Raw genomic sequence first — 13,240 nt, 5'->3', positions numbered from 1 at the left:
TTATTGCATCATCTCATTAATGCGCTCCAACACTTCTTCTCCATGAGCTTTGGTTTTGCAAATGAGGAGCGTCGTGTCGTCTCCGCCGATCGTACCTATGATTTCAGGCCAGTCCATTCCGTCGATCAACGCCGCGATCGTCCCCGCCGTGCCGGGCAAACATTTCAATACCGCCAGATTTTCCGCGGAATCCGCGCTTACGAAGTGGTCAAGCAAAGCGCGTTTCAGCTTATGAGCCGGATTGAAACGTTGATCCTGCGGCATGGAATATTTATATCTACCGTCTTCCAGCGGCACTTTGATCAATTGCATCTCTTTAATATCTCGCGACACCGTTGCTTGCGTTACTTGCATTCCTTCCAAGCTAAGCACTTCGACGAGCTCCTCTTGCGTCTCGATCTCGCGCGAACCGATTAACTCGCGAATTTTACGTTGCCGTGGTCCTTTCATTCCTCGCCAGCCTCCACTTTGAATCTTACCGTTTTTAATTGTTTTTCCTGCGCTTGCGCAAGTACGACTACGATTCCATCGCAATCCGGGAATAATAAGGCGTATACGAGCAACCGCTCGCGCAACCCGCTTGCCGTCCAATCGAACGGCAGCCTTGCCCGCTCTACTTTTACCAAGTAATACTTGTCGTCCTTAGTCGCCAAATAATCGAAATAAAGGCGCGTCGGCATAACAGGGCCATCGTCCAATGCGACACCGAGGGGAATTCGATGCTTGCCGGACAAAACTTCGTATTCATGCTCTCTCAGAAGTTGAACGTTATCATCCAGCTCGACGCCTCCATCCCGAGCAAGCTTTCGCAACCTTGAACCCGGAGGCTCGTGAAGCCAGCGGTCGAACCGCCTGAATGCCCACCCTATCATAATGCCGGCCGCGACCAGCATAATGAGCCAATCTCCAAACTTATCCAAACGCAAACCTCCCGATCATTCCGTCTTACGGATGAATATAGGCTGTATGAGGTTTGTTCCAATGGATACGAAGTACCCTATTGGAACTCGCGCTGTCTGGACATGATGTTCTCATGCACTCTTTTCTTTCGAGATCGAACCCGGATTATCCTCTTTCGCAAGCCCAAACGGATAACATGCCGAATCGTGACAAAACCCGAAGCATGCCGACGATCCGGTTCTAGCGCTCCGGCCGTTCTTCGGCAGCTCCGGGTCAACCGGGCAATCATTATTTTGAAGTTGCGGGACTGCGCTTGAAAGTGGAATTCGCTTCTTCGACAGTCATCTTAATCATGTTGGTCAACTCGTCATCCGCAAGCTCGGCAATCGGCTCCTCCAAGTTAGCTAACCGGAAGTAGGCAAGAAATTCAATATTGCCCTCGCCTCCCGTAATCGGCGAGAACGTAAGTCCTTTAAGCTCGAATCCGAATTCATGAGCAGCCGTCAGCACTTCCTTAAGAACGCTTGCATGAACGGACGGATCACGAATGATCCCGGCGGCTTTGCTGACTTGCTCCCTGCCCGCTTCGAACTGAGGTTTAATGAGCGCTACGGTCGTTCCGCCACGTTCAAGCAATTCGGCAAGCACCGGTAAAATAAGCTTAAGAGAAATGAACGAAACATCGATAGAAGCGAAACTAGGCTTCGGACCGTCCAATTGCTCTAACGTCATATGCCGGAAGTTCGTTCGCTCCAGAACCTGAACCCGGTTATCTTGACGCAACGAGTAATCTAATTGATTGTATCCGACGTCTACCGCGTACACTCGCGATGCGCCATTCTGCAGAGCGCAATCGGTGAACCCTCCCGTAGAAGCGCCGATATCGATCATAACGGCATCCCGCAATTGCAATCCGAAATGCTTGATCGCCTTTTCCAGCTTCAGTCCGCCTCTACTGACGTAAGGGTGAAGCGCGCCTTTAACGGATATCGCGGCGTCGCGCGGCACCTTCGTCCCCGCCTTATCCACTCGTTCCGTTCCAATGAAGACCAATCCTGCCATGATGGCCGCTTTTGCTTTTTCCCGGCTCTCGTAATAGCCTAGTTCGAGCAATAAAACATCTAACCGTTCTTTAGTGGCTGTCGATTTGTCCATTACGTCGCCCTTTGCCTTTTGCGTACTGCGAGGGATGCCAATTGCTTAGCAATATCTTCGGCCGTCAAACCGGTTTCGACGCGTTGCTCTTTAATCGAAGCATGCTCGATGAACAGATCCGGTACGCCCGCGAGCTGGATTGAAGCCGGCTGGATTCCTTGCAAGGCGTAGAATTCAAGGATAGCGCTGCCTAACCCGCCCTGAACAGATCCTTCTTCGACTACCATTAGAGGAATTCGCTCTTTCGCCAAGGCTAATAGCATCTTCTCATCCAGCGGTTTAACGAACCGCGCATTGATCACGCGAATGTTAATTCCGTCGCGCTTAAGCAACTCGGAAGCTTCTTCCGCCACTTGTACCATCGGTCCGATCGCCAATACCGCCGCATAGTCGCCTTCGCGCACCGTTTCCCATGTCCCGATCTCGATCGTGCTCATCTCGTCGTCGAAGGCTACTCCGGTTCCGGCAATCCGCGGATAACGAACCGCTATCGGTCCCGCGTCGTATTCCACTGCCGTCTTCATCATATTTCTAAGCTCGTTCTCGTCTTTAGGCATCATGAGCACCATGTTAGGAACGTGTCTTAGAAAAGCAATATCGTATACTCCTTGGTGCGTCTCTCCGTCCGCGCCGACGAAGCCGGCCCGGTCGATAGCGAAGATGACGTTAAGGTTTTGCCTGCAAATATCGTGTACGACTTGATCGTAAGCCCGTTGCAAGAAAGTCGAATACACCGCGAATACGGGTTTCATTCCTTCCATGGCTAGCGCCGCGGACATCGTAGCGGCATGCTGTTCGGCGATTCCGACATCGATCATTCGGTGCGGATATTTCTCGGCGAATTTAAGCAACCCTGATCCGCCGGGCATCGCAGGCGTAACCGCGATAATCCGCTTATCCCGATCAGCAAGCTCGATCAAGGCGTTCCCGAACACTTCCGTGTACATCGGAGGACCGACCGGCTTCACGACTTGGCCGGATTCGATCTTGTACGCCCCCGAAACGCCGTGCCATTTGTGCGAATCCTGCTCTGCCGGAGAGTACCCTTTGCCCTTCACCGTCAATACGTGAACAAGCACGGGCCCGTCAACGTTATCGGCTTGGTTGAAGGCTTCCAACAGCTTGTTGATGTCATGTCCGTCGACCGGTCCGAAATATTTAAGCCCGAATTCCTCGAACAACATCCCGTCGGGAGCGATCAAGTATCTCAAGCTATCTTTGACATGCTCGGCCGTGCGGGCAAGCTTGCCTCCGATCGCCGGCACTTTGCGCAGCAACCATTCGAGCTCGTCTTTTGCTTTGCGGTAGATTTTCTCGGATCTAACCTTGCCTAAATAATTATGAATGGCTCCCACGTTAGGAGCGATGGACATTTCGTTATCGTTAAGCACGACCATCAGCTTGCGCTTCTCATGGCCGATATGGTTCAGCGCTTCGAGCGCCATCCCGCCCGTCAGAGCCCCGTCGCCGATAATCGCAACGACCTTGTTGGACCCGCCTTTGTAATCGCGAGCTAAAGCCATGCCCATTGCTGCAGACAATGAAGTGCTGCTATGGCCGGCTTCCCATACGTCATGCTCGCTTTCGTTGCGTTTGACGAAGCCGCATAATCCGTCCTTCTGCCGCAACGTGTCGAATCGATTCTGACGGCCCGTCAAAATTTTATGAACGTAAGCTTGATGTCCAACGTCGAAAATAAATTTGTCTTCCGGGCTGTTATACAAATAATGCAACGCCAGCGTAAGTTCCACCACGCCTAAATTCGGCGCGAGGTGCCCCCCTGTCGCGGATAACTTCTGTATAAGAAAATGCCGAATTTCTTCAGCCAACTGAGGAAGTTCGGGTAGCGATAATTTCTTTAAGTCGGTCGGACTGTCGATATGCTCGAGCAGCAAGTTTGTTCCCCGCTTTCCCCAAATGGATATTAGCGCTATTATACCATATCCCCGAACAATGCCCAAATTTCTGCGCAGTTCGCCATGCAACGAAGGGATGGCGGCAAAAAAAAAGCCCCAATAGCCGCTGAGCGATTAAAGAACTCGGCAAGCTACCGGGGACTACGTCGATCAATGGTCCCTGTTGAGCAAATAATCCGCGATGGCGATCAGTTTATCCGGTTTGGCCAGCCCGGCTTGCAGCAACGTTTCGTTTGCTTCCATCGTCAGTTCCACGACCCGCTTGCGGCTCTCGTCCAAGCCCATCAAGAACGGATAAGTCACCTTCTCCTGGCGCTCGTCGCTCTTTACCGGTTTGCCAAGCTTCGCTTCGGTTCCCGTCAAGTCAAGAATGTCGTCTTGGATCTGGAACGCAAGTCCGACGTTGCGCCCGAACAAGCCGAATGCCGCTAATTGCGTATCGTCGGCCGACGACGCATGACCGCCCGCTCTTAGCGAGAATGCAATCAAATCGCTCGTTTTGTGCAAATGTATGTTTTCCAGCTGCCGTAACGACGTGACTCCTTGTTCTCCGAGCATGTCGTCCACTTGGCCGCCGACCATACCCGAAATGCCCGAGTAATTAGCCAGTTCCTCTGCGACTGCCAACACGCGTTCAGACGGAACTCCCAACTTAGCCGCCTGCGTAACGACATGGAAAGCATGGGTTAATAACCCGTCGCCGGCCAAAATAGCCATCGCGTCCCCGAAAACTTTATGATTCGTCAGCCTGCCTCGGCGATAATCGTCATTGTCCATCGCCGGCAGATCGTCATGAATAAGAGAATAGGTATGGATCATTTCCACCGCGCAAGCGAAAGGTAATGCCCGCGCTTCCCCTTCATCGCTGCCGGAGACCGCTTGCGCGGCTGCCAGCACGAGAATCGGGCGCAATCGTTTACCTCCTGCGAGCAGAGAATAGTCCATCGCTTCGCGCAGCTTGCCCGGCACGGCCCATTCCGCCGGAAAAACCGTCGTTAGCGCTTTCTCCACGATTTCTCGCTTTTGTTCTAAATAGGTATGTATTCCCACCGAAGTCGTCACGTTTATACCCCTTGTCTCCCGAAGCTTATGCTTCTTCTTTCGTCCCAGCGAAAGGTTTACGCTGCAGCCCCGCGTCGCCTTCCACCAGCATTTCGATGCGACGCTCTACTTGTTCTAGCTTCTGACCGCACAATTTGGAAAGGGACATCCCTTCTTGGAAGAGCTCAATGGCGGTTTCGAGCGGCACGTCTCCGCTCTCGAGCTTGGCTACGATCGTTTCCAAATTCTCCATCGCCTGCTCGAACGTAAGAGCTGGAGCTTCAATTTCTTTTGCCGTATTTCCGGCTGCGCCGTTTTTAGCCATTTGATTTCTCCTCCCCGTGAATCCCCCATACTTGGCAATCCAGCTTTCCGTCCAATAATTTAACGCGGATCAGGTCCCCAGGTTGCACTTCATTGATCGTACGGACCAATGATTTCTCTTGCTCGTCGTATACCAAGCTATAGCCGCGAGACATGACCTTCAACGGACTAAGCGCGTCCAAATGCCGAACAAGCGAGCCGAACTGGTTTTGGCGATGACGCAAAATCCCGTTCATGGCTAGTTCGAGTCCTCGCGACGCCGCCGTCATCCGCTTGCGCGCGAACGCCGCTTGTTGATTCGGATTAACCGAGGATAATCTTCCGTTCAAACGTGTCCATCGTTCTTGGGCTTTCGCTTGCTCGGTACGAATCCGATATTGCATGCGGTCTCTTAATCGGTCGAGCCGCTCCGCTTGCACGAGCAGGCTTCGTCTCGGCTGCGTGAAATAAGGAGATCTCGCCGCATGCTGCCATCTCTCGCGGGCTTTGCCAAGCAAACCGATTAACGATTTAGCCATTCTTTGCTCAAGATGAACGAGTCCTTGTTTAAGCTCGCCGCAATGCACAACCGCAAGCTCGGCAGCAGCCGTAGGCGTAGCAGCTCTTAGATCCGCCGCGAAATCGGATATCGTAAAGTCCGTTTCATGTCCAACCGCGGAGATAACGGGAATTCCCGATGCTCTAATGGCTCTGGCGACCGCTTCCTCGTTGAATGCCCACAATTCCTCCAAGGAGCCGCCGCCTCTACCCACGATAAGCACATCCGCCTCGCCGAGCGCGTTCATCGCCTTAATGGCTTTCACTATGGACGGCGCGGCACTGGTGCCTTGTACGGCAACGGGATACAACAACACATGCACGCCGGGATTCCGGCGCTCAAGCGTGATCAGGATATCCCTCACCGCGGCTCCCGTCGGCGAAGTAATAACGCCCACCGTACGGGGATAACGCGGCAATGCGCGCTTGAGGCGGTCTTGGAACAGCCCTTCCGCTTCGAGCTTTTTCTTCAACTGCTCGAACGCCAGATAAAGGCTTCCAATACCGTCCGGCTGCATGGCCGTCGCGTAAAATTGATATTGGCCGTCTCTCTCGTATACGGAAATGCCTCCGCGCGCAAGTACCTTCATCCCGTCCTTCGGAGCGAACGGAAGCCTCGCGTTATGGGAAGCGAACATAATGCACTTAAGCCTTGCGCCCTCGTCCTTAAGAGTAAAATACATATGGCCGCTGGAGTGAAACGTAAAGTTGGAAATTTCGCCTCTCAGCCAGATGTCTTGGAGTCCGGAGTCGCCTTCTAGCTTCATCTTAATGAGGCGATTGATATCGCGGATGCTTAAAGCGCGAGCCGGTTCCATCGCTTTGGCTCCTTCCTAGCCTCTTGCTTTCTTCGCGGACTTCAACGTGTTCGCCATCAACATCGTGATGGTCATCGGTCCTACGCCGCCCGGCACCGGAGTGATCCAGCCGGCTACGTCGAATACATCGTCGTAGTCCACGTCTCCGCACAGCTTGCCATCCGGCAAACGGTTAACGCCGACGTCGATCACGACGGCTCCCGGCTTAACCCAGTCCTTCTTCACGAGCTTCGGCACGCCGACTCCAACGACGAGAATATCCGCTTGGCGCGCGATCTCCGCAATGTTCGGAGTACGCGAGTGGCAGATCGTGACCGTTGCGTTCTCGCGCAGCAACAGCATGGCTACCGGTTTGCCGACGATGTTGCTTCGGCCGATGACTACCGCATGCTTGCCCGCCGGAGAGTTGCCCGTTCTCTTAAGCAACTCGATTACGCCCGATGGAGTGCAAGGCAACAGCGCATCGTCCCCGATCATCAGATTGCCGACGCTTTCAGGATGGAACCCGTCTACGTCCTTCTCGACGGAGATCGCATCGATGATCGCTTTTTCCTCGATGTGCTTCGGCAGGGGAAGCTGAACAAGAATACCGTGAATATTGCGCTGCTCGTTATACTTCTGGATCAGAGCAAGCAACTCTTCCTGAGTCGTCTCGGCGGGCACCCTGATGACTTCCGAGTGGTAGCCCAGCTGTTCGCATGCTTTCGCTTTGTTTCTCACGTACACCTGAGACGCGGGATCTTCCCCGACTAGAATGACAACCAAGCCCGGCGTAATTCCTTGCTGCTTCAGTTGCTCGACTTCTTGAAGCAGCTCTTCGCGAATCGTATCCGAAATTTGTTTACCGTAGATGATTTGAGCGCTCACTGTTTGTCTTCCTCCTGCGTTTGGTTTTCTTCTCTTTCTCTCAACATCCGTCCGAGTACCCCGTTTACGAACTTCCCGTTCTCTTCCAAGCCGAAATGTTTAGCCAATTCTATGGCTTCGTTAATGACGACTTTAGCGGGCACTTCCTTGCGGAACATCAGCTCGTATACGGCCAAACGCAAAATTTGCCTATCCACTCGGGATAAGCGTTCCACTTGCCAGCCCGTTAAATAAACGACGAGGCTCTGGTCGATAATCTCTTGCTTGTCCTTGACGCCTTGCACCAATTCGCGCGTAAACGCATCGATGCTCTTCAGTTCTGCTACATCGGTTCCGATCTCGTTGTCTTGACGAGCTTCTTCCATGACGATATTGACGGCCTCATCGCCGGTCACGCCGTTCATCTCTATTTGGTACAAGCTTTGTACCACGATTTCCCTTGCGAGTCTGCGCTTCATGTTTCCTCCCGAACGATCGTAATCGTTAAATCCTAATCCCGATTTATTATGTTGCGATTAGAGGCTGCTAACTATAAAAAACAAAAAAACCCATGAGCCTCTCTTCCATCGGAAACTGCGGAGCTTGCGAAAGCTCCACCGTTCCTGCCTGGGCAAGAACATCACAGGGATTATCGTGACCAAGGCCAACGATCGTTCACCCATTCCGTCAGCTTATCCAACGGCAATACAGGTCCGCGTCGTTCATCCTTGTGCTTTCCAATCCAATATCCGATGCCAATGAGCAAAGCGCAAAAAAGCATGTCCCAAAATCCGCTAATCAAATAAATAATGCCGAACAGAAGGCCTGCCGCAACGCCGGCGATTCTCCCCCCGAAGGTTTCCCACCAGTCTTTCCACATTGGCGGTCGTCCCCTCCTATTCTACACGGCTTTTAAAGGTAGTAGGCGCTTGCGTGACGTTCGCGATGAATACGGACACTTCCGCGACCGGGATGCCCGTAGCTTCTTCGATCTGCTGCGACACCGTGCGCTGCATCTCTTCCGACATCGTAGGAATAGAGCCTTCTCCTTCTACGAATGCCTTAATCAAAATTCCAAGCCCGGCTTCGGACACCCTTACGCGAGCGCGCAGGTCCTTCACTCCGCGTGTCCTGGATGCCGCCTTGAGAGCGAGGTTCTCGACCGTCTCCACGGAAATCCGGATATCGCCGTGCTCTGTCCGTTGATTGATAGACGGTGCGGAATTGCCGTCCCGGCGAACGGAAACGACGAAAAATCTAATGCTTAGGAGCAATAGAATAATACCGGCCCCGATGACCGAGCCCTGAACTGCACGCACGTCGCCGGTAAAATCGGATACGACTTCCTTCAGCCATTCCTCTGAAAACCCGCCGCTGGCAGCCACGATTGCCACAATGGATGCGATCCCGATGACGACGCTGTACAAAAATAGAAGCAGCCTGTCCAACACTTTAGCCAACGTTAGAGCCCTCCTGTTTCCTCATAGAGGTAGTTCAAAAAGTCATCTTTTGATCACGAAGCTAAGCAATGAACTGTTACCGACAAGAAAATGTCCTCCGGGATTGCGAAAAAGGCCTCTGCGAGAGTTCCCTGAAGGAACTTCTCGTCAGAGGGCCGTCATCCGCAGACCGGAGGTTATGCCGTTCCCGCGGAAATCAGGTTGCGGTCACATCATTATCGGACACGTACATGCGATTCATCTTCTTCAGGCTTGTCGCCCGCTTTGAAGTGAACGTCGTGTATATGTACGTTGACTTCAACAACATTCAATCCGGTCATTGTCTCGATCGAGCGTTTGACGTTACGTTGAATTTCGGTTGAAATTTCCGGAATCCGGCGTCCATATTGGACAATGATCGATACGTCAACAGCGGCTTCGCGTTGCCCGACTTCCACTTTAACGCCTTTGGACAAATTTTTGCGTCCCAACAGTTCAGCGATTCCAGAGGAAAGTCCACCGCTCATGCCCGCAACGCCATCGACTTCCACAGTCGCTAGACCGGCAATCACTTCAATGACTTCCGGCGCGATCTCAATGGTGCCCATGTCCGTCCGTTCGTAATCCGGAGCTATCGTTTCCATGCGTAGTTCCACCTCCACATACCCGGAGCAGATCTAAGTAAGTCCGAGCATTCGCCTTCACTACTTATAAATATAGCATTCCCGGATTATTATGACAAACGCTTGGCCTGAAATTAGTTCGAAGAACCGTTCTCAGGCGAAGCTTCGTTCTCGCCGTTAATATCATGCTCTTCCAAAAACTTAATATCGAAAGTGCCCTTGTTGAAGATCGGATGGTTCATCAGCTTCATGTGGAACGGAATCGTCGTCTTCACGCCCTCTACCATGAATTCACTTAACGCGCGGCGAGTTCTTGCGATCGCTTCGTCGCGCGTCGGCGCCCAAACGATCAACTTCGCGATCATGGAGTCGTAATGGGGAGAAATCACGTACTGCGGATAAGCAGCGCTGTCAACCCGTACTCCCGGACCGCCCGGCGGCAAGTAGAAGCCGATTCGACCGGCGGAAGGCATGAAATTGCGTTCCGAATCTTCCGCGTTAATGCGGCATTCGATCGCCCATCCGTCGAACTTCACGTCTTCCTGCTTGAAGGAAAGCGGCGCGCCCTCGGCAACGGCGATCATTTCTTTGATCAGGTCGATCCCGGTAATCATTTCCGTCACGGGATGCTCTACCTGAATACGGGTGTTCATCTCCATGAAGTAAAAATTCCCATCGGAACCTAACAAGTATTCGATCGTGCCCGCTCCGGAATAATTGACGGCTTTGGCGGCCCGTACGGAAGCCTGCCCCATCCGATTGCGCAGTTCCGGCGTCATGATCGAGCACGGGGCTTCTTCGACCAGCTTCTGGCGGCGACGTTGCACGGAGCAATCGCGTTCGCCTAGATGCACGACGTTGCCGTGCTTATCGGCGATAATCTGAATTTCCACGTGCTTCATGCCCGTCAAATATTTCTCGAGATATACGCCGGCATTGCCGAAAGCTTTTTCCGCTTCCTGTTGCGCGGTCGTAATCTCGCGAACGAGCATTTCTTCGTTCTCCGCGATCCGAATTCCGCGTCCGCCGCCGCCGGCAGTCGCTTTAATAATGACCGGATATCCGATTTCGCGGGCAACGCGTATCGCGTCGTCGAGATCCTCGAGCAAGCCGTCGGATCCGGGTATGACGGGCACGTCCGCGTCCTTCATCGTTTGCTTGGCAACCGACTTGTCTCCCATGCGGCTGATCGCGACCGACGACGGACCGATAAACGTAATATTGCAAGTTTCGCAGATATCCGCGAAATCGGCGTTTTCAGAAAGGAATCCGTATCCCGGATGAATGGCGTCGCAATCCGTTAACGTAGCAACGCTCATAATGTTCGTCAAGTTCAAATAACTGTCTTTGGACGCTGTCGGTCCGATGCAATAGGCTTCGTCTGCTAATCGTACGTGCAACGATTCCCGGTCGGCTTCGGAATATACCGCTACGGTGGATATTCCCAGTTCCCGGCAGGCGCGGATAATTCTAACCGCGATTTCGCCGCGATTAGCGACCAAAATCTTATTAAATTTCAAAATGACATCCTCCTCGGGATTATTCCGGCTTCACTAGGAATAGCGGTTGGCCGAATTCGACGAGCTGTCCGTTCTCCACGAGAATATCTACGATCTCGCCCTTCACTTCGGCTTCCAAAGGGTTCATCAACTTCATCGCTTCCAAAATACATACGACCGTTTTGTCGGATACTTTGTCTCCGATGTTCACGAAAGCGGATGCATCCGGAGACGGAGAACGATAGAAGGTTCCGACCATCGGAGATACGATACGGTGAAGATTGGATTGATCCGCGGCGAAGCTTTCGCTTCAGGAACGGGAGCGGCGGCAACCGCAGGCGCTTGCACGGCTGTCTGTACTGGCGGCAGGTATGTATGAGAAAGTTGGGGCGTTTGCACGTTAACGACTTCCGTGCGACCCGGTTTGCGAATCGATAACCGCATACCTTCGTTCTCAATTTCCAATTCATGTACGGTAGTTTGGTCTACTAATTTGATCAATTCTTTAATTTCGCTCAGCTTAAACATCTCGGTCACTCCTTGATTCGGGATTCCCCGTCTAAAGAAAGCATGTTCGATCCCATAACGGAACTATTATACCATAATCGACCGAAATGGAAAGAGTTATGCCATCTTCCGCTTAAAGCAGGCAGGGAAACGCACAAACGGGGAGACATCCGGAAAGTAGAGTTGCAATCTACTTTCGGGACCGTCTCCCCGCTTCGGTTCGTCGCGCGTCTCGGTATCGGAAATCATTATTTCACGTATTGCACCGTTACGCGATCCGGCGTCACGTTAAGCTCTTTGGTAGCCAAATCGATGATTCCGATCGCTTGCTTCTTCTCCAGCTTGTCGCTCAATACGATGACCTTGAAATTGGTATCCACTTCGGAAACGACCGCGTTATCGTATTCCTGAAGCAATTTTTCCTGCAGGCTCGTAATTCGCAAATCCTTGTCTTCCAGCCGATCCAATTCTTCCGCCGCGCTTGTCGCCTCTTCTTGGCTGACCTTGGAGTTGCTCGCTATTTTCGCGTACAATTCTTCCGACAATTTGCTAATCTTGATCTGTTCTTCCAACGCGATCTTGTCGATCAGCTCGTGGCCGGTCGCGTTGTTGATTCCTTTAAGCACGGTTTCGTCGTCGGGCGCGGTTCCTTTGGAACCTTCCCCCGAAGCGATCCCGCCGCTTGTTCCGTCCGAATTCACCCCTGCAAGTTCGTCCGTTAAAGGCTCCTCCTCCGTTACCGTAACCCCCTCCGGATTGGACGAGGCGGCCGCTTTGCCCGTTTCATCTAGCAATTGGGTAGCTTCCGTACCGGTCGAATTCGTCGGGGCATCCTCTGTGAACAAATAGTAAGCGGACAAAATCACCATCAAGCTAAGCATCGAGACCAACCATATCGTTTGGCGTTTGTTGTTCATTTTTCCATTCCTCCCAATTTCGTATCATTTGATTTGCCGCTATGATTTGCGCGGCACGACGGATATTCGATGAATCGGCACGTCGATTCCGCGGGAAACCGCTTCGGCGATAAGTTTATGAACGGTAGCGTTCTCCGCTCCCTTCGCCACGATTAGAACCCCGCGAATACGGGCTTTAAGCTTCTTCACGACGATTGGAGATTGACTGCCCGACACCTCGTACAACACGACTTGGCCGTCCTTCGAGATATCCGTAATATGCCGCTTGGCCCCGTTGCGATCCGTCTCGTCCGTGATCGTCGATACCATTTTCTCGTTGAGCTGGACGACCGTTTCTTCCGTCGAATCGACCGTTACCAAGACGTCCACCGTCCCGACCCCGACGATCCGTTCCAGCAGTTCCTTCAGCCTGCCCTCGTATTCGGATTCAATGTCCGCGAAGGAAGTCCCTTTCTTCTCTACGCTTCCCATGAACGCTTCTTGCTGAGGAATATCCTCGTCGCGCGGCGGAGACAGATCCGGATCCTTAGCGGGATCCAGCGGTTTGACATTCAACATGGAAGCCGCGAGGAGCAGGGCTGCGCCGATCAATCCGATCAACACGAGCCACCGGAACGCCTTGACTCTGCGCGGTCCGCCCGAGCCGCCGCCGATGAACGATTCCAGTTGCTGTAGCCACTTTGCCATTTCGCACCTCCCATGTGAATGGACTAGTTTC

At 52.8% G+C, this 13,240-nt stretch carries 15 protein-coding genes and 1 pseudogene; all 16 read right to left on the bottom strand.

Annotated elements, in window-relative coordinates:
* Entirely contained in the window at positions 1 to 450 is a 450-nt protein-coding gene (gene ahrC, locus FPL14_RS26265) for a transcriptional regulator AhrC/ArgR (RefSeq protein ID WP_182300493.1), read from the bottom strand.
* On the bottom strand, positions 447 to 920 hold the full coding sequence (locus FPL14_RS26260) for a hypothetical protein (protein WP_182300492.1): 474 nt from the start codon (positions 918 to 920) through the stop codon (positions 447 to 449). Before FPL14_RS26260 ends, ahrC begins: the two co-directional genes overlap by 4 nt.
* Positions 921 to 1,188: 268 nt before the next feature.
* Positions 1,189 to 2,055: a TlyA family RNA methyltransferase gene (locus tag FPL14_RS26255; protein WP_182300491.1), complete on the bottom strand. Its 867-nt coding sequence runs from the start codon at positions 2,053 to 2,055 to the stop codon at positions 1,189 to 1,191.
* Positions 2,055 to 3,950: a 1-deoxy-D-xylulose-5-phosphate synthase gene (dxs, locus tag FPL14_RS26250; RefSeq protein ID WP_182300490.1), complete on the bottom strand. Its 1,896-nt coding sequence runs from the start codon at positions 3,948 to 3,950 to the stop codon at positions 2,055 to 2,057. Before dxs ends, FPL14_RS26255 begins: the two co-directional genes overlap by 1 nt.
* Positions 3,951 to 4,121: 171 nt before the next feature.
* Positions 4,122 to 5,033: a polyprenyl synthetase family protein gene (locus tag FPL14_RS26245; RefSeq protein ID WP_407644629.1), complete on the bottom strand. Its 912-nt coding sequence runs from the start codon at positions 5,031 to 5,033 to the stop codon at positions 4,122 to 4,124.
* Positions 5,034 to 5,058: 25 nt separating this feature from the next.
* Entirely contained in the window at positions 5,059 to 5,337 is a 279-nt protein-coding gene (gene xseB, locus FPL14_RS26240; RefSeq protein ID WP_182300489.1) for an exodeoxyribonuclease VII small subunit, read from the bottom strand.
* Positions 5,330 to 6,691 carry an exodeoxyribonuclease VII large subunit gene (gene xseA, locus FPL14_RS26235; protein WP_182300488.1) on the bottom strand — a complete coding sequence of 454 codons (1,362 nt, stop codon included), beginning with the start codon at positions 6,689 to 6,691 and terminating at the stop codon, positions 5,330 to 5,332. The genes xseB and xseA overlap by 8 nt, the downstream gene beginning before the upstream one ends.
* A gap of 15 nt (positions 6,692 to 6,706) precedes the next feature.
* Complete coding sequence (folD, locus tag FPL14_RS26230; RefSeq protein ID WP_182300487.1) at positions 6,707 to 7,558, bottom strand: bifunctional methylenetetrahydrofolate dehydrogenase/methenyltetrahydrofolate cyclohydrolase FolD; 852 nt, start codon at positions 7,556 to 7,558, stop codon at positions 6,707 to 6,709.
* Positions 7,555 to 8,016: a transcription antitermination factor NusB gene (nusB, locus tag FPL14_RS26225; RefSeq protein WP_182300486.1), complete on the bottom strand. Its 462-nt coding sequence runs from the start codon at positions 8,014 to 8,016 to the stop codon at positions 7,555 to 7,557. The genes folD and nusB overlap by 4 nt, the downstream gene beginning before the upstream one ends.
* 170 nt (positions 8,017 to 8,186) lie before the next feature.
* Entirely contained in the window at positions 8,187 to 8,417 is a 231-nt protein-coding gene (locus FPL14_RS26220; protein WP_182300485.1) for a DUF2273 domain-containing protein, read from the bottom strand.
* 16 nt (positions 8,418 to 8,433) lie between these two features.
* The gene (gene amaP, locus FPL14_RS26215) at positions 8,434 to 8,997 is read right to left on the bottom strand and encodes an alkaline shock response membrane anchor protein AmaP (protein ID WP_182300484.1); all 564 of its coding nucleotides are present in this window, start codon (positions 8,995 to 8,997) and stop codon (positions 8,434 to 8,436) included.
* A 215-nt stretch (positions 8,998 to 9,212) separates the two neighbouring features.
* The gene (locus tag FPL14_RS26210) at positions 9,213 to 9,620 is read right to left on the bottom strand and encodes an Asp23/Gls24 family envelope stress response protein (protein ID WP_182300483.1); all 408 of its coding nucleotides are present in this window, start codon (positions 9,618 to 9,620) and stop codon (positions 9,213 to 9,215) included.
* A 113-nt stretch (positions 9,621 to 9,733) separates the two neighbouring features.
* Entirely contained in the window at positions 9,734 to 11,119 is a 1,386-nt protein-coding gene (gene accC / locus FPL14_RS26205) for an acetyl-CoA carboxylase biotin carboxylase subunit (protein ID WP_182300482.1), read from the bottom strand.
* Positions 11,120 to 11,138: 19 nt separating this feature from the next.
* Positions 11,139 to 11,626: pseudogene (gene accB / locus FPL14_RS26200) on the bottom strand (acetyl-CoA carboxylase biotin carboxyl carrier protein).
* Positions 11,627 to 11,853: 227 nt separating this feature from the next.
* Positions 11,854 to 12,522: a SpoIIIAH-like family protein gene (locus tag FPL14_RS26195; RefSeq protein ID WP_182300481.1), complete on the bottom strand. Its 669-nt coding sequence runs from the start codon at positions 12,520 to 12,522 to the stop codon at positions 11,854 to 11,856.
* Between the two features lie 39 nt (positions 12,523 to 12,561).
* Positions 12,562 to 13,209, bottom strand: coding sequence for a stage III sporulation protein AG (gene spoIIIAG / locus FPL14_RS26190; protein WP_182300480.1), 648 nt, complete (start codon positions 13,207 to 13,209; stop codon positions 12,562 to 12,564).
* Positions 13,210 to 13,240: the final 31 nt, after the last annotated feature.

Origin of the sequence: Cohnella cholangitidis (genome assembly GCF_014107495.1) — a bacterium.
Classification (GTDB): Bacteria; Bacillota; Bacilli; order Paenibacillales; family Paenibacillaceae; genus Cohnella; species Cohnella cholangitidis.
Note: the sequence above shows the minus strand (reverse complement) of the source record. Positions and strands in the feature narration are given on the sequence as shown.